This window comes from Streptomyces thermodiastaticus (assembly GCF_014656135.1).
Classification (GTDB): Bacteria; Actinomycetota; Actinomycetes; order Streptomycetales; family Streptomycetaceae; genus Streptomyces; species Streptomyces thermodiastaticus.
The window spans coordinates 205,961-221,139 of sequence record NZ_BNBV01000006.1 but is presented as its reverse complement, the minus strand read 5'-3'; the positions used below and the strand labels follow the sequence as shown (position 1 = coordinate 221,139).

The following is a 15,179-nucleotide window of genomic DNA, read 5'->3' as shown; positions in this document are numbered from 1 at the left end:
GCCGATTCTGCGCGCATACCACGCGGTATGTCACTAGGCAGGAGTGATCGATCAGCGGTTTCCCGTCTCGCCGGCACCCGCGACCGCTCCGGCCGGCGTCCACGCCCACGACCGCCCCGGCCGGCGTCCACGACCGCCCCGGCCGGCGCACGCACCGGCCCGCCGCGGTCACCGCACGCAGCCCAGCTCCGCGTCCTCGCGCAGCTTGCCCAGTGCCCGGGACACCGCCGACTTCACCGTGCCCACGGACACCCCCAGCACCTCGGCGGTCTGTGCCTCGGAGAGGTCCTCGTAGTACCTGAGGACGACCATCGCCCGCTGCCGGGCGGGCAGTTTGGTGATCGCCCGCCACATCGCGTCGCGCAGCGCCTGCTGCTCCGCGGGATCGGCCGATCCGGGCTCCGCCTCCGGCTCCGGCAGCTCGCCGCAGGCGAACTCGTCCACCTTGCGCTTGCGCCACTGCGAGGTACGGGTGTTCAGCAGGGCGCGGCGGACGTACCCGTCCAGTGCCCGCTGATCCTCGATGCGTTCCCACGCGGCGTAGGTCTTGGCGAGCGCGGTCTGCAGCAGGTCCTCGGCGTCGCTCGGGTTCGCGGTCAGCGACCGGGCGGTACGCAGCAGCACCGGCCGGCGATGGCGCACATAGGCGCTGAACGACGGATACGCCGGGCCCGGTGACACCGGTACGGCGGCGGTGGGCGCGCTGGTGCAGACGGGTGTGGTCATGGCACCACGCTAGAAGCGGCCTTGCCTCCGGCGGATCGCCCGCAGGTGTCGAAGCCGAGTCCGCCTCAGGTCGGAGGGGTGGGGGCGGCCGCACCTCCTGTGGGTGGAGGAACCACCGACCTCACCTGAGGGTTCGTCCCTGAGCGAGGTGCCGTGCACGGCGTCCGCCGGCCCTCAGGCGGGCCGCACGCACGGCCGCCGAGACCCGGTGCAGGCCCGCACCGGGCGCCACGCGACGCGCCGGTGCGGCGGCACCGAGGCACCGCCGCACCGGCGTGTTGCATCCCCACAAGCACACCCACCAGGTCAGGGCCGGCGGATCCCCGAGGTGCGCGCCGGCCCGCCCCGGCTCACCACAGCGGAGTGAAGTTGACGGCGACGTTCCTGTTGCCCTGCTGGATGGACGTGAACGCCGACCGGTTCACCTGAGCGGTGTTGCTCTGGTTGGAAGCGCCGTTTCCGATCGCCTGCTGCTGGCTGGTGGACGAGTTGCCGCTGTTGTCGTGGCCGACGCCGCTGCCGACGACACCGGCGACACCCGCGTTCGATCGGTTGCCCGCGAGGGCGCCGGTGTCCGCGGCGGCGATGCCGCCGAAGAGAACGGCCGCGAGCGGCACAGCGGTGACGGCGGCGAGAACACGGGCGGTACGGATGCTTGCCATATTGCTCCTCCGAGAGGTACGCACCGGCTGCCTGCCGGGAGTACGTGAAGCTGCGTGAAGCGATCTGAACTACGGCTCTCGCCAGGGCAGTTGGCCGACCGCCCCGGCGCTCTCTCACGACGTCGCAAGATCAGAGTTGCCCACGGATCACCGCCGGACCACCTCTGAGGCCCCGATTCGCACCTAAGCGTGAGGACAAGTCGATAAACCCTTTTCACCACCCTTCTCGCCCCGTTCTTCCCACGGACGCCTGTAAGGGATGAGTCGCTCCAAGCGCCACAAGGGGTGAACCGTTTCCCCAACAGTCGTCCGACCGGGCGACCGCACCCCACGGCCCGGGCGCGCCACCCGCGCGCCCCCACCCAACGATCGAACAGACGCACGATCCGGATCGCCCGCCGGCGGACGCGACGCCATCGACGGCGACAGCCGGACACGAGCACGACCGCGACCACCTCCTCAGGGCTGGCCGCCAGGCGCCTCCACTCCCTGAAGCCCCCTGGACCGGCTGGTCGCCTCAGCGATCGACGGGCTACGCCCGCGCCCCGTGCCGGTCCCGGTCACGCACGTCACACCCATGCGGCGGGACGCCCTCCACGACCACCGCGCCCAGCAGGCCGTGCTGCCCGTGACCGCCCCCGACGAAGACGGCGGCACCCGCGAGACGGTGCTCGTGCCCACTCCGGCACAGGTCGAGGCGTACTCCCTCCAGTGGGCACAGCTCGTCGACGCGAGGCAATCGGCGCTTCAGCGCGCACGGTGAACACCGCGGAACAGCGGTGAACCACCGTGCCCGGCACAGCCCCGCGCATGGCAACGGCCCCGGACCGTCACCCTCAGGTCGGGGGCCGTGCTCATGCTCGTGCTGCGGAGGCGGTGGGATTTGAACCCACGGTGACATCGCTGCCACGACGGTTTTCAAGACCGTTCCCTTAGGCCGCTCGGGCACACCTCCCCGCGCCGCCCGTGATCGGCGGCGCGGGGACAAGAGTAACGGGTCGTCCCGCTCGCGTGCCGGTCAGTCGCTGTCGCCGACGCGGGAGCCGAGGGTGACCTCGGTCGTGTGCTCCGCGCCGTCCCGCTTGTAGGTGATCTTGACCTTGTCGCCGGGCTTGTGGGTCCAGATCTCGCCGATCAGGGTGGGCCCGGAGTCGATCACCGTGTCGTCGAGCTTGGTGATGACGTCGCCGGGCTTGAGGCCGGCCTTGTCGGCGGGACCGCCCGGCTCGACCGCGTCGGAGCCGTCGACCCCCTGGTCGGTGATCTGGGCCCCGCTGCTGGTCTCCTCCAGCGAGACCGATGCGCCGATCTTGGCGTAGACCGGCTTGCCGGTCTTGATCAGCTGCTGGGCGACGTACTTGGCCTGGTTGATCGGGATGGCGAAGCCCAGGCCGATCGAGCCGGACTGGCCAGAGCTGCCGAACCCGCCGTTGCCGGCCGACTGGATCGCGGAGTTGATCCCGATGACGGCTCCCCGCGCGTCCAGCAGCGGGCCGCCGGAGTTGCCCGGGTTGATCGAGGCATCCGTCTGCAGGGCGCTCATGTAGGACGCCTTGCTGTCACCGCTTCCATCGCTGGAGGCGACCGGGCGGTTCTTGGCGCTGATGATGCCGGTCGTCACCGTGTTGGACAGGCCGAAGGGCGCGCCGATGGCGATCGTCTGGTCGCCGACGGCCACCTTGTCGGAGTCGCCCAGGGTGAGCGGCTTGAGCTGCGAGGACGGGGCGTCCTTGAGCTTGATGACCGCGACGTCGTAGCCCTGTGCGTGGCCGACGACCTCGGCGGCGTACTTCTTGCCGTCGGGGAACGTGGCCGTGAGCCGGCCGCCGTCCACGGCGTCGGCCACCACGTGATTGTTGGTGATGATGTGGCCCTGGGTGTCGAAGACGAACCCGGTGCCGGTGCCGCCCTGGCCGTCGCTGCCCTGGGCCTCGATGGTGACCGTGCTGGGCAGCGCCCTGGCGGCCACGCCCGCGATCGAGTTCGGGTCGCGTTTGACCTGCGAGGCGCCGTTGTCGGAGACGGAGACGGTGGTCGAGCTGGAGTCGTCGTTCTTGGCCAGCGTGTAGCCGATGCCGCCGCCCAGACCGCCCGCGAACAGCGCGGCCGCGATCACCGCGGCGATCAGTCCGCCGCGCCGGCCGGCGGGACGGGCCGGGGCGGGCTGCTGGTAGCCGGTGCCCCAGCCGCCGCCGTAGGCGGGCATGGCCGGGGGCGCGGGCGGCGGCCAGGAGCCGTCGACGGGCGAGGCGGTGCTGCCGTGGGGCGCCGGGCCGGAAACAGCACCCGAGGGCGCCGCGGCAGCGGCCGCGGTGTCGCCGGGCTGCGGGCCGGCAGCGGGGCCCTGCTGCGGGGTGCCAGGGACCTGCGGAGGGGTGCTGGGAGGCGGAGGCGCGGCGGCGCCGCCCCGCGGGGCGGACGGCTGCGGGGAGGCTGCGGGGGAATCCACCGGCACAGGAGGTGCGGACGGGGCCGGAGGTACCTCGGTGCCCTCGTTCTCGGTGCTCACAGCTCTACTCCTCGATCCACGGCTGTCGTTGTCGGTCGCACTCGGTCACGCTCGTTCATACCTGGTGACGACCCCGGCGTGCTCCAGCTGTGCATGGTCATGTCTATGCCGTCAGCTTTTCCCACCGGCCGTCAGAGCACCATAAGCGGTGGCTGTGGACCGGTTGCCGGTACACGAAAACCCCATCCACATAGAGGTCGTAGTGGATATATGGACACAAGACCGGATCTGGTCCGCAACCACACCCACCCACCGCGGTGGCACCATGACGCGGTGACCCACGTACGCACCCACGCACGGCGGCGCCCCATCCAGGTCGTCGCCCACCGGGGAGCCTCCGAGGACGCCCCGGAGCACACGCTGGCCGCCTACCGGAAAGCCATCGAGGACGGCGCCGACGCACTGGAGTGCGACGTACGTCTCACCGCGGACGGGCACCTGGTGTGCGTGCACGACCGCCGCGTCAACCGTACGTCGAACGGGCGCGGTGCCGTCTCCGCCCTGGAGCTGGCCGACCTGGCCGCCCTGGACTTCGGCGCGGGCCGGACGCGGGCCTTCTGGCGGGGGCGGGACGAGGAGCCCGACTGGCAGGTACGGCCGGAGGACCCCGAGGACACCTCCGTGCTGACCCTGGAGCGGCTGCTGGAACTCGTCGCCGACGCCGGCCGGCGGGTCGAGCTGGCCGTCGAGACCAAGCACCCCACTCGGTGGGCCGGCCAGGTCGAGGAGCGGCTGCTGGAGCTGCTGAAGCGGTTCGGTCTGCACGCCCCGGCCTCGCCCGAGGTCTCGCAGGTACGCGTGATGAGCTTCTCGGCCCGCTCCCTGCACCGGGTGCACGCGGCCTCGCCGACCCTGCCCACCGTCCACCTCACACAGTTCCTCACCCCCCGGCTGCGCGAGGGGCGGCTGCCCGCCGGGGTGGGCATCGCGGGCCCCTCGCTGCGGATCGTGCGTAGCCATCCCGGCTGTGTGGAGCGGCTGCAGCGGGCCGGTCACCAGGTGCACGTGTGGACCGTGAACGAGCCCGAGGACGTCGACCTGTGCATCGGCCTGGGCGTCGACGCCATCATCACCAACCGCCCCAGCGCGGTCCTGCGCCGGCTCGGCCGCTGACCGGCCGCCGGGCCCGTCACCAGGAGTGCTCCGGCGCGTTCGCCGGGTGTCCGATCGTGACGAATGCGTCACCGGCCGGGCACTGCGCGGTTTCCGCTCCAGGTCAGCGGGGCATCCACACCGTGGCGTGGGGCGAAGGAGGTCTCGGGGGTGGCGTTGGTGGTGGCACAGGAGGTGCCCACGTCGTCGAGCATGGCCGTGCCCCATGGCCCTGCGGGCGTGGGCAAGGCGCGGCGCCGGATGCGCGACGAGCTGCGCAGGAGCGGCGTGGCGGAACCGGTCGTCGACGACGCCGTGCTCGTCATGTCCGAGCTGCTGAGCAACGCCTGCAAGCACGGACGGCCCTTGGGCGGTGCGGCCGCCGGGGACGGCACCGTACGGGCCGCGTGGCGGGTGGACGCGCGCGGACGACTGATCGTCGAGGTGACGGACGGCGGCGGTCCGACCCGTCCCGCCCCGGCCGCGCCTTCGGTCACCGCGCACGGCGGCCGCGGGCTGAACATCGTCACGGCGCTCTGCTACGACTGGGGCGTCAGGGACGACATCGACGGCGAGGTCACCGTGTGGGTGGTCGTCCACGACGACGTGCACGACCCGGACGCCGGCCACCGCCGCGACGATTTCGCCAGCCGTGTCACCGCACCGTCGGTCGCGGCCCTGCCCGAGCTGGGCTTCGCGGACGCCTTCGAGGACGTGGACTGACTCAGGGGTCCAGGGGTCCAGGATCGGAGGGGCAGGGCCCCTGGGGCCTGGACCGGGACCGGGAAGACGTCGTCCCGGAGCGACACGGCCCGCGCCGGTTCGCGCGCGGTCCCCCGCCCACACACCGTCCGTCCCCGGTCATGCGGAGCCTCCTCACCACCCACGCGCCCCTTACGCCGGTCCGCGCGCCCCGCTCACAACCCCGGGCGCCCGCCCCTGTCACCGCCCCGGGCGCCCCGTTCACCGGCGCACCGGCGGACGGCTCCGACCCGGCGTGCACCGGCCCGCCGCGCACCGGGGCGCCGGCCCCGCCCGGCCGGCGCGGTCCACGACCGCCGTCCGTCCACAGCTTCCCGGCGTCGGAGGCCGAAGCGGCTAGGCTCCCGCCCGTACGAGACGAGCCGTAACCGGGAGACACCCAGATGGCCAAGAAGCGACCCCAGACCAAGGCCAAGCGCCCGCAGCTGACGGACGGAGAGGTCCCGGTGGTCGGCGCCCGCGAGCCCTGCCCGTGCGGCAGCGGGCGGCGCTACAAGGCCTGCCACGGCCGGGCGGCCGCGCACGCGGTGACCGAACTGGTGCGGCGGCCGTTCGAGGGGCTGCCCGGGGAGTGCGACTGGGTGGCGCTGCGCGAGCTGGTCCCGGCCGCCACCGTGCGGCTGACCCTCCGGGACGGCCTGCCCGAGGGTGTTCCGTCGCTGACCCTGGCCACCGTGCTGCCGATGGCCTGGCCCGCGCTGCGCCGCGACGACGGCTCCGTGCTGATCGGCCTGCAGAACGACATGGCCTCCGGGGACATCAGCCGCGACCTCGCCGACACCCTGCAGCGCGCCCTGCAGGCCGAGCCCGGCACCCCGGTGCAGGGCCGCCGTGTCCCGGCCGACGGCCCCCGCCTGCAGGACCTGCTGGATGTGCAGGCGCCGTTCGAGCCGGTGGTGCACGACGGCTTCGAGTTCTGGGTGCCGGACGCGGAGAACGTCACACCGGAGGTCGCCGCCTCCCTGGAGCGCGCCAACGCCGCAGCGATCCCGACGGTGCGCCTGCGGGGCGTCGAGGCCGCGTACTGGTGCCGGACGCCGGAGAAGAACCATCTGCGGTGGGTCATGCCGCACCCGGAGGAGCAGCTGCTGGACGCCCTGGCGCGGCTGCACGCGGCCGGCCGCTCCGCCCTGGGCGAGGGCACCCGCCTCGTCGGTTCCTTCCGCGCCCACGGTCTGACGGTGCCCGTGTGGGACCTGCCGAGCGAGATGGGCGCCCAGGACGTGGAGAAACCGGCCGCCGAGTTCGCCGAGCGGCTGACCGAGGCGCTGGCCGTACAGGCACCCCTGACCACCGAGGAGCGCCGCGCCCGCAGTGGACTGACCAACCGGCAGGTCACCCTGAGCTGACCAGCCCGTTCGCACGTGTGCCGGCCGCCGGAGCGGGGGGCGCGCGCCCGGCGGCGTGAGCTGATTTGTTGTCAACTTCGTGCTGGCGCAGGCACGTCCATGACTGGAAAGGTGTCCTGCGCGGTGACCGGAAAGCCGGGTCGGAATTTGCGAACGGGCGATCTCTTGTTACCGTTCCCATAGCCCGGTTGCTGGTGCATCCCCCGTCGCCAGCAACCGGGCCTTTCCGTACCGGCGCCCTTTCACGCGCTGCAGCCGCGCGCCTACCGCACGCGACACCGACACCGTCAACCTCTCTGCGATACACGAAAGTTGACCCCCGAGTGCAGCAGCGGACCGGCGCCGCCCGCCCGGGTGAACTCCGCGACGGCCGTGTACGCCGCCGCGTCGCCGGTGTGCTCGCGCGGGGTGTCGCAGGTCGCCGGCTCGTCGCCGCCGTCGAGGGTGCAGCGGGTCCGCACGGTGCGGCCGCCCGGACCCGTCAGGGTCAGCGCGGCCACCAGGCGCTCGCCGGAGGTGTTCCGGTATCAGGTGCGCGCCCAGATGTCGCGCCCCCGGGCCATGACACAGGTCCGGGCCGCCAGACCGCCGGGCGACGAGACCTCGGGGCCGCAACGGGCCGCGATCGCCAGGCCCAGGCCGAGCCATGGGCCGGCACCGGCCGTACCGGACGAAGAGGGAGCGGCGGACGGCATCGTGTCGTCGCCGCGGGCGAGCGGGCGGACGGCATGCCGCGGGACCGTACCGTCCCGGTCGCCCACCCGGTCCGCGGACACCACGGCCGGCGGCACGGCCAGGGCGCACGCCACGAGTGCCGTCAGGGCGTACCGGCGCCCACGCCGCCCGTCCACGCGGCGGGCATCCGCACCGTCCCGGCCGTGCTCGCCGCTGTCGCCCGGCGAACGGCGTGCCCGCTTCTCGGAGCCGCCGGCGTCCCGTGCGAGACCGCGGCCCGCGCCCGCACGGCGTCCGCGCTCCTCGGCATGACGCAGCATGAAACGGGCGATGACGGGCACGGCGGACGCCCGGCTCCGGCGTGCCCCGGGCGCGTCAGAACTCGGGCGCGCTCACGCCCGTCCGGGTGAGGGCGTCCACCACGGCGTCGACCACCGCCTCCACGCCGGGCACCCAGGGCGCGGCGGATCCGGGCAGCGGGGCGCGCTCCCAGCGGATCTGTCCGGCGCCGGTGCGCGAAGGGGGCAGGGCGAGGTAGCCGCCCTCGCCGTGGAAGCGGAGCGAGCCCGGCACGAAGTCCTTGGCGTAGAGCAGTTCGCCGAGCTGCTCCAGGGAGTAGGGCTGGACGAGGATCGACCAGCGGGTGGGCGAGGCGACCACCGGGCCGAGCCGCATCCCGATCCGGTCCAGCGCGCGCAGTGCGCGGGCGGCGGGGAGCGCCGGCAGGCTCACCGCGCACGGCGCCTTGCCTCCGGTGGCGAGGATGATCGGCGCACTGGGCCGGCAGGTCCACCACCAGCGCACCATCCGGGCGTCGGTCGTGGCCGCGAGCAGGCCGGGATCGAGGGGGTGCGCGCCGGGCACCGTGCAGTCCGGGTCGGGGCAGCCGCAGCGATCCGGCTGCCGCGCGTCGAGTCCCACACCGGGCACTACCGGCCACTGCCACCGGGTCGCGAAGGTCAGGGCCGCGTCGACCGACTCAGGCGTCCCGTCACCGTGCCGGGACCGGATCCTGCGTCGCCTTCCGGGGATCTCGCGCATGAGCGCTCGTTCCTTTCCGTTGCACCGCTGGCAACACCGTGGGCCACTCACACCATGTGTCGATCAGTTCACCGGTCGTACCTGGAGGCGCATCGCGCTCCCCGCGACCGGGCACGAGGCACCCGTCCACAGGGGGCGAGCTTCGAGCTGCTTGAGCGGCAGCCCCGTCCATGCGCCTGTCAGAGCACGGGCGTGGCGTGGGGTGGCGGGCGCGTGGCGTACCGCGTCACGCTGTTCTGCTTCTCCGCCGCCCTCACACGAGGATGGGGCACGGTCGTCGGTGGATAGGACGCCCGGGTCCGTCGCCAGGTTCCGAATGGCTCGCGCCGCCCCTGGCCTTCTCCGGGTACGTACCCATCACGACCGCTGTGACGCTCCGTGGAGCACACCAAGTCGACCGCAGCAGGCCTGCACCCCAGGCAGTTTCAAGCCAACTTCGGCCGGAGGCAAGACCGTCGGGCACATCCCTCTCCCGTCTCACGGACACCAGGAATCCCAGCAGGACGATGCTGGACATTCCCGAGCACGGGCGTGTAGATGTGGAGATACTGCTGGCGACGCAGAAGACATGGGGGTTTGCGATGCTTTCGAGCAGTATGCGCCAGTCGGAAAGCCGAACGCCATGAGCGCTCCTCACCCCTCGAAAGTGGCTGGAATCGATCCAACGGTTCCCGCGCCGCCACAGACTGTCGCCTCCGTGTCCGCGACCCCGGACACCTCGTCCCCCGCCTCCGCGCACAGCGCCGGCTCCCCCGGTCCGCCGCGTCCGGCGGGTGCCGTCCTGCAGGACCGGCTCGCCGGCTGGGTCTCCGACCTGAGCACCCTGCACGAGCTGACCGAGCGGATGGTCAGGACCGACCGTCTGGACGCCGCCCTGAACGAACTGCTGCGCGCCGGTGCCGCCCTCGTGGGCGCCCGGCGCGGTCTCGTCGCGCTGGAACCGGACGACGGGCTCGGCCCCGACACCACCGTCGGCCTCGGCCTGGGACGCTGTGACCTCGGGCACATCGAGACCGTGCCGCGCGGCGAACTGCCGCACGGCGCGCTGCTGGACACCGCCGCCTCACTGCCCGGCGGGCCGGGCGAGATCGTGCGGCCCGACCTGTTCGCCGAGGACGGTCTCGACCCGCGCCACCGCGAGGTGGCCACCCGCCTGGGATACGCGGCCAGTTACGCCCTGCCCCTGTGCAGCGAGGCCGCCGGCCGGCTGGGCGCTGCCGTGTGGCTGTACGACGAACCCGCCGAGCCGGACGCCCGCCGGCGTCACCTCGCCGCGCTCTACACCCGCTTCGCCACCGAGCATCTGGCCCGTCTGCTGGACGGCGAGCGCACCCGCTCCTGCCTGGCGACCGTGTACGAGGAACTGCTGCCCTCCCGGCTGCCCCGCCTCGACGGCGTCCAGCTCGCCGCCCGGCACCGCACCGGCCCGCGCGGCGGCGGCGACTGGTACGACGCGCTGCCGCTGCCCGACGACGCGCTCGGCCTCGCGGTCGGCTCGGTGACCGGATCCGGGCCCGGCGCGGTCGCCGCGATGGGCCGGCTGCGCGCCTGTCTGCGCGCGTACGCCGTGATGGAGGGCGAGGACCCGGTCGCCGTCCTGTCCGACCTGGAGCTGTTGCTGCGACTGACCGAGCCCGCCCGCTCGGCCACCGCCCTGTTCGCCTACTGCGAGCCCGCGGCACGCCGGATCACCCTGGCCGGCGCCGGGCACTGTCCGCCGCTGCTGGTCGGGGAGAGGCGTACGCAGTTCGTGGAGACGTCGGTGTCCGCGCCGCTGGGCATGCTCGCCTGCTGGGAGGCGCCGAGCGTGGAGTTCCAGACGGTCGCGGGCGAGACGGTGCTGCTCTACACCGACGGGCTGCTGCACCGCACCGGACAGCCCGTGGACCACGCCTTCGCCCGGCTGCACGCGGCCGCCGCCGCCGTGCCGCGCGCCCTGCGGCACGATCCCGGCGCGATCGCCGACCACGTGCTGGACGCGGTGCTGCCCGACGGCCTGGACGCCACCGGCGGAGCCGAGGACGTGGCCCTGCTGGCGGCCCGCTTCGAGTGAGGTCCGGCCCGGCCCCGGGCGGCCCGCGGTAACAGGCGTTCCGCCCGGGGGCCCCTTCCGCCCGACCGTACGATGGGGAATGGTCCAGTGCCCTATCAAGGAGGAAGACCGTGGCGGAGGAGCTCACTCCGGAAACCCCGGAGACCGAGGCCGAGAAGCCGATCAAGCAGCGCAAGAACGGCTTGTACCCGGGCGTGTCCGAGGAGCTCGCCGAGAACATGACGTCCGGCTGGGCCGACACCGAGCTGCGTGATCTGAAGCCGGTCGCGCAGGCCGGGCAGACCGCCCGCCGCCGCGCCGCGCTGTCCGCACGCTTCCCCGGCGAGCGCCTGGTGATCCCCGCGGGCAACCTGAAGACCCGCTCCAACGACACCGACTACCCCTTCCGCTCCTCGGTCGAGTACGCGTACCTCACCGGCAACCAGACCGAGGACGGCGTGCTGGTGCTGGAGCCCACCGCCGACGACCACCGGGAGACGATCTACCTGCTGCCCCGCTCCGACCGGAGCAACGGCGAGTTCTGGCTCTCCGGCCAGGGCGAGCTGTGGGTCGGCCGTCGCCACTCGCTGGCCGAGGCCGAGCAGCTGTACGGCATCCCCGCCGCCGACGTGCGCGAACTGCCGGAGAAGCTGAAGGCGGCCACCGGCCCGGTCCGGGTGGTGCGCGGCTACGACGCCGGCATCGAGGCGGCCCTGACCGACAAGGTCACCGCCGAGCGCGACGAGGAGCTGCGGGTCTTCCTCTCCGAGATGCGCCTGGTCAAGGACGACTTCGAGATCGGCGAGCTGCAGAAGGCGGTGGACTCCACCGTGCGCGGCTTCGAGGACGTGGTGAAGGTCCTCGACCGGGCCAAGGCCACCAGCGAGCGCTACATCGAGGGCACCTTCTTCCTCCGCGCGCGCGTGGAGGGCAACGACGTCGGCTACGGCACCATCGCGGCGGCCGGCCCGCACGCCTGCACCCTGCACTGGGTGCGCAACGACGGCCCGGTGCGCGACGGCGACCTGCTGCTGCTCGACGCCGGCGTGGAGACGCACACCCTCTACACCGCCGACGTCACGCGCACCCTGCCGGTCAACGGCACCTACAGCGAGATCCAGAAGAAGATCTACGACGCCGTGTACGAGGCGCAGGAGGCCGGCATCGCGGCGGTGAAGCCGGGTGCCAAGTACCGCGACTTCCACGACGCGGCCCAGCGCGTGCTCGCCGGGAAGCTCGTCGAGTGGGGCCTGGTGGAGGGCCCCGTGGAGCGCGTCCTGGAACTCGGCCTGCAGCGCCGCTGGACCCTGCACGGCACCGGCCACATGCTCGGCATGGACGTCCACGACTGCGCCGTCGCGCGCACCGAGACCTATGTCGACGGCACCCTGGAGCCCGGCATGGTCCTCACGGTCGAGCCGGGTCTGTACTTCCAGGCCGACGACCTGACGGTCCCGGAGGAGTACCGCGGCATCGGCGTGCGCATCGAGGACGACATCCTCGTCACCGAGGACGGCAACCGAAACCTGTCCGCCGCGCTGCCGCGCCGGTCGGACGAGGTCGAGGCCTGGATGGCCGCGCTGCGGGGCTGACGGACGGACAGCGGCCGGGCATCCCCGCGGGGTGCCCGGCCGTCGCCGTACCCGGGGCGCCCTTCCCGGAGTCACGCCCGTGTGGAGCAGCGGTGTCAGACCGCCGCCAGCGGTGCGTCCTCGCGCCACTTGAGCAGCTTGTCGAAGCTCACCACGGCCCCGCCGCGGCCCGGTTCGGTGCCGATGGTGACATGGTCGGCGAGTTCCTGGATGAGGCACAGGCCGCGGCCGTGCTCGGCGTCCGGGGGCGCGGTGCACGGCTGCGCGGCGCGCCCCGTGGCGGGGAAGCCGGGTCCGGTGTCGGCCACCTCGATGCGGCACATCTCGCCGTCCAGGTAGGCGGTGACCCGGAAGGCCTCGCAGGACTCGCCGCTGCCGCCGTGCTCGACGGCGTTCGCGCAGGCCTCGCTCAGGGCGACCGACAGGTCGTAGGTGATGTCGGGGTCGACGCCGGCGGTCTCCATCGTGCCCAGGAACAGGCGCCGGGCGAGCCGCACACTGGCAGCGTCGCGCCGCAGACGGAGTGACCACCAGATGCTCATGCTCCAGCCTCCCGGCCGCGGCTCGACGTACCGATACGTATTGCCCCGCGTACCGGGCCATAAGCACCGCGTTGATGCCACACCGCCCGATCGGCGGATGCGGCGGCGCGCGGATCGGTGTATGCACGCCCCGCCTTTCGCCGCAGGTGCGGTACGAAGCCGGTGCATGGGGCGAGCCTGGCGTTCCGGGCGCGAGGGCCGAGTGGGATGATGAGGCCGCCATGTCTGCCCACCCCACGCGCACGGCGTGCGCCGGACACGGTCTCCGGCTGCTGCGGGCCGCGGTGTTCGCCGCGGTCTGCGTCGTGCTGGCCGCGGCCGGTCACGCGCTGGCCTCCTGTGCCCGTGTGCCGCTGTGGGCGCTGGGCGCCGGATTCGCGGGGACGCTGCTCGTCGTGGCGCCGCTGGCCGGGCGGACCCGGTCGCTCCCGGGAATCGCGGCCCTGCTCGCGGTCGGGCAGACCGCGCTGCACACGCTCTTCGGTCTCGCGCAGCACCCCACGGGCGGCCCGGCCGCTCAGGCCGCGGTGTCCGCGGGCGCCGCGGGGCGCGCCGGGCCGGACGGCTGGCTGGTGGCACAGGCCGCGCGGTACATGTGCGGCACCCCGGCCTCCGGTCTCAGCCCGGCCCGGGCCTACCGGGTACTCGTCGACGCCCATGTCTACGCCGGCTCCGCCGCGCACGCCCCGGCTCTCCCCCGCCCCGCGCTGCACCACTCGGCGGACGTGCTGTCCGCCGCGGGCACGACGGCGTCGATGGTGCCGTCGCTGCCGATGCTGCTCGGGCATCTGCTCGCCGCCCTCCCGGCGGGCTGGCTGCTGCGGCGCGGTGATCTCGCCCTGCTGCGGCTGATCGAGCTGTCGGCGCACGGGGTCGCCGAGGCCGCTCTGATCCGTGCCCTGCGCGGGGCGCTCGCCCTGGTGCGCGCGCTGTGCGCCGGGCTGCCCACAGGGCCCGCCGGCGGCCCGCGCCACGCGCGCACCGCCGACTCCTCTCCCCTGGCGCCTGCCTCCCTCGCACTTCAGCACTCGGTGATCCGCCGCGGCCCGCCGGCCGCCGCCTTCCGTCTCGCTGCCTGACACGACGCGGCACACCGGCACCCGCCGGACGTCACTCGAGCGGTTCCGTCCGGGGTGCGGCCGCCGTCGTGCGGCACGCACGGCTGCCCGCGCCCCGCACGGTTAGCCCCGGCGCGCCCGTGCCCCGCACGGTTCGCCCCGGCGCGCCCGTGCCCGCGCTCGGCAGCTCGTCCCGGCAACGGATCCGCACCCGGATCCCGAGCGAAGCAACGGAATTCAGCAGACATGAACCCGCCGGCCGTAACCGGAACGCACCCGGTGGGCCGGGCTCCGGCCCGGCCCTGCGGCCTGCGGGCCCGACTCACCCGAAGTGGAGTGCTCCCAGGCATGAAGGCCTTCACCACCTCCCGGCTCCTCGCTGTCGGCGCCCTGACGGGCACGGCCGTCCTCGCCCTGTCCGTCCCGGCGTTCGCCCACGTCACCGTGGAGCCGGAGGGCACCGCGGCCAAGGGCGGCTACGCGGTCGTCGACTTCAAGGTCCCCAACGAGCGCGACAACGCCTCCACCACCAAGCTCGAGGTCGCCTTTCCCACCGATCACCCGCTGGCCTCGGTGATGCCGCAGCCGGTGGACGGCTGGAAGATCGACATCACCACGTCCAAGCTGGCGAAGCCCGTGCAGTCGCACGGCCAGTCGGTCTCCGAGGCCGTCACCAAGGTCACCTGGACCGCCGACGGCGACGGCATCGAGCCGGGCTTCTTCCAGAAGTTCCCGGTGTCCATCGGCCGGCTGCCCGACAACACCGACCAGCTCGTCTTCAAGGCACTGCAGACGTACTCCGACAAGGAGGTCGTCCGCTGGATCGAGGTGCCGCAGAAGGGCCAGGACGAGCCGGACAACCCGGCGCCGGTGCTGACGCTGGCCCCGGCCGGTGACGAGGGCCAGGACGCGTCCGGCGACGCCACTCCCGCCGCCGCCCGGACCGGCACCGCCTCGGCAGCCGAGAACAGCAGCACGGACGTCACCGCCCGTGTCCTCGGCGTCGTCGGGATCGTCGTCGGCGCCGCGGGCGTGGCCTACGGCGTCCTCGCCGGCCGCCGGCGCACCACCGCCTGACCCTGCCCGCCTCCCGTCCGCCACGCGCACCGGGGCCCTGCGACGCCCGCGTCCGGCCCCGG

Annotated in this window: 15 protein-coding genes and 1 tRNA gene; 8 read left to right on the top strand and 8 right to left on the bottom strand. The window is 73.5% G+C overall.

Going from position 1 to position 15,179, the window contains the following annotated elements:
• Positions 1 to 168: 168 nt before the first annotated feature.
• A complete protein-coding gene (locus tag IE286_RS08885) occupies positions 169 to 726 on the bottom strand; it encodes a SigE family RNA polymerase sigma factor (RefSeq protein WP_189796072.1) in 558 nt (185 codons plus the stop codon).
• Between the two features lie 350 nt (positions 727 to 1,076).
• On the bottom strand, positions 1,077 to 1,388 hold the full coding sequence (locus IE286_RS08880) for a hypothetical protein (RefSeq protein ID WP_189796071.1): 312 nt from the start codon (positions 1,386 to 1,388) through the stop codon (positions 1,077 to 1,079).
• 577 nt (positions 1,389 to 1,965) lie between these two features.
• Here IE286_RS08880 and IE286_RS08875 point away from each other — a divergent pair.
• Entirely contained in the window at positions 1,966 to 2,151 is a 186-nt protein-coding gene (locus IE286_RS08875; protein ID WP_189796070.1) for a hypothetical protein, read from the top strand.
• Between the two features lie 105 nt (positions 2,152 to 2,256).
• Here the strand turns inward: IE286_RS08875 and IE286_RS08870 are convergent.
• Together IE286_RS08870 and IE286_RS08865 are read right to left on the bottom strand one after the other, a co-directional pair.
• A tRNA-Ser gene (locus IE286_RS08870) sits at positions 2,257 to 2,343 on the bottom strand.
• Positions 2,344 to 2,406: 63 nt separating this feature from the next.
• Positions 2,407 to 3,897: a S1C family serine protease gene (locus tag IE286_RS08865; protein WP_189796069.1), complete on the bottom strand. Its 1,491-nt coding sequence runs from the start codon at positions 3,895 to 3,897 to the stop codon at positions 2,407 to 2,409.
• Positions 3,898 to 4,170: 273 nt separating this feature from the next.
• On the opposite strand from IE286_RS08865, the gene IE286_RS08860 reads away from it, so the two are divergent.
• The 3 genes from IE286_RS08860 (at position 4,171) to IE286_RS08850 (ending at position 7,100) form a co-directional block, all read left to right on the top strand.
• Positions 4,171 to 5,010 carry a glycerophosphodiester phosphodiesterase gene (locus IE286_RS08860; RefSeq protein ID WP_229862120.1) on the top strand — a complete coding sequence of 280 codons (840 nt, stop codon included), beginning with the start codon at positions 4,171 to 4,173 and terminating at the stop codon, positions 5,008 to 5,010.
• Between the two features lie 63 nt (positions 5,011 to 5,073).
• Positions 5,074 to 5,712: an ATP-binding protein gene (locus tag IE286_RS08855; RefSeq protein ID WP_189796067.1), complete on the top strand. Its 639-nt coding sequence runs from the start codon at positions 5,074 to 5,076 to the stop codon at positions 5,710 to 5,712.
• A gap of 422 nt (positions 5,713 to 6,134) precedes the next feature.
• On the top strand, positions 6,135 to 7,100 hold the full coding sequence (locus IE286_RS08850; RefSeq protein WP_189796066.1) for a DUF5926 family protein: 966 nt from the start codon (positions 6,135 to 6,137) through the stop codon (positions 7,098 to 7,100).
• A gap of 287 nt (positions 7,101 to 7,387) precedes the next feature.
• On the opposite strand, the gene IE286_RS27755 is transcribed toward IE286_RS08850, so the two are convergent.
• The 3 genes from IE286_RS27755 to IE286_RS08840 are packed head-to-tail and all read right to left on the bottom strand — an operon-like array spanning position 7,388 to position 8,816.
• Positions 7,388 to 7,600, bottom strand: coding sequence for a hypothetical protein (locus IE286_RS27755; RefSeq protein WP_308115054.1), 213 nt, complete (start codon positions 7,598 to 7,600; stop codon positions 7,388 to 7,390).
• A gap of 27 nt (positions 7,601 to 7,627) precedes the next feature.
• Positions 7,628 to 8,095 (bottom strand): hypothetical protein, encoded by a 468-nt coding sequence (locus tag IE286_RS27750; protein WP_308115053.1) that lies wholly within the window; start codon positions 8,093 to 8,095, stop codon positions 7,628 to 7,630.
• Between the two features lie 55 nt (positions 8,096 to 8,150).
• A complete protein-coding gene (locus IE286_RS08840; RefSeq protein WP_189796065.1) occupies positions 8,151 to 8,816 on the bottom strand; it encodes a bifunctional DNA primase/polymerase in 666 nt (221 codons plus the stop codon).
• A gap of 622 nt (positions 8,817 to 9,438) precedes the next feature.
• On the opposite strand from IE286_RS08840, the gene IE286_RS08835 reads away from it, so the two are divergent.
• A complete protein-coding gene (locus IE286_RS08835; RefSeq protein WP_308115052.1) occupies positions 9,439 to 10,869 on the top strand; it encodes a PP2C family protein-serine/threonine phosphatase in 1,431 nt (476 codons plus the stop codon).
• A gap of 110 nt (positions 10,870 to 10,979) precedes the next feature.
• The gene (locus tag IE286_RS08830) at positions 10,980 to 12,440 is read left to right on the top strand and encodes an aminopeptidase P family protein (RefSeq protein WP_189796063.1); all 1,461 of its coding nucleotides are present in this window, start codon (positions 10,980 to 10,982) and stop codon (positions 12,438 to 12,440) included.
• 95 nt (positions 12,441 to 12,535) lie between these two features.
• On the opposite strand, the gene IE286_RS08825 is transcribed toward IE286_RS08830, so the two are convergent.
• Entirely contained in the window at positions 12,536 to 12,982 is a 447-nt protein-coding gene (locus IE286_RS08825) for an ATP-binding protein (protein ID WP_189796062.1), read from the bottom strand.
• 221 nt (positions 12,983 to 13,203) lie between these two features.
• Between IE286_RS08825 and IE286_RS08820 the strand changes: the two genes are divergently transcribed.
• Complete coding sequence (locus IE286_RS08820) at positions 13,204 to 14,061, top strand: hypothetical protein (protein WP_189796061.1); 858 nt, start codon at positions 13,204 to 13,206, stop codon at positions 14,059 to 14,061.
• A 327-nt stretch (positions 14,062 to 14,388) separates the two neighbouring features.
• On the top strand, positions 14,389 to 15,117 hold the full coding sequence (locus IE286_RS08815; protein ID WP_189796060.1) for a YcnI family copper-binding membrane protein: 729 nt from the start codon (positions 14,389 to 14,391) through the stop codon (positions 15,115 to 15,117).
• Positions 15,118 to 15,179 lie beyond the last annotated feature (62 nt).

What these genes read in the sequence shown, in the direction of transcription:
- IE286_RS08885 (WP_189796072.1), bottom strand. Translation starts at nt 726, where the DNA reads ATGACCACACCCGTCTGCACCAGCGCGCCCACCGCCGCCGTACCGGTG.
- IE286_RS08880 (WP_189796071.1), bottom strand. Translation starts at nt 1,388, where the DNA reads ATGGCAAGCATCCGTACCGCCCGTGTTCTCGCCGCCGTCACCGCTGTG.
- IE286_RS08875 (WP_189796070.1), top strand. Translation starts at nt 1,966, where the DNA reads ATGCGGCGGGACGCCCTCCACGACCACCGCGCCCAGCAGGCCGTGCTG.
- IE286_RS08855 (WP_189796067.1), top strand. Translation starts at nt 5,074, where the DNA reads ATGCGTCACCGGCCGGGCACTGCGCGGTTTCCGCTCCAGGTCAGCGGG.
- IE286_RS08850 (WP_189796066.1), top strand. Translation starts at nt 6,135, where the DNA reads ATGGCCAAGAAGCGACCCCAGACCAAGGCCAAGCGCCCGCAGCTGACG.
- IE286_RS27750 (WP_308115053.1), bottom strand. Translation starts at nt 8,095, where the DNA reads ATGCTGCGTCATGCCGAGGAGCGCGGACGCCGTGCGGGCGCGGGCCGC.
- IE286_RS08840 (WP_189796065.1), bottom strand. Translation starts at nt 8,816, where the DNA reads ATGCGCGAGATCCCCGGAAGGCGACGCAGGATCCGGTCCCGGCACGGT.
- IE286_RS08835 (WP_308115052.1), top strand. Translation starts at nt 9,439, where the DNA reads ATGAGCGCTCCTCACCCCTCGAAAGTGGCTGGAATCGATCCAACGGTT.
- IE286_RS08825 (WP_189796062.1), bottom strand. Translation starts at nt 12,982, where the DNA reads ATGAGCATCTGGTGGTCACTCCGTCTGCGGCGCGACGCTGCCAGTGTG.
- IE286_RS08820 (WP_189796061.1), top strand. Translation starts at nt 13,204, where the DNA reads ATGTCTGCCCACCCCACGCGCACGGCGTGCGCCGGACACGGTCTCCGG.
- IE286_RS08815 (WP_189796060.1), top strand. Translation starts at nt 14,389, where the DNA reads ATGAAGGCCTTCACCACCTCCCGGCTCCTCGCTGTCGGCGCCCTGACG.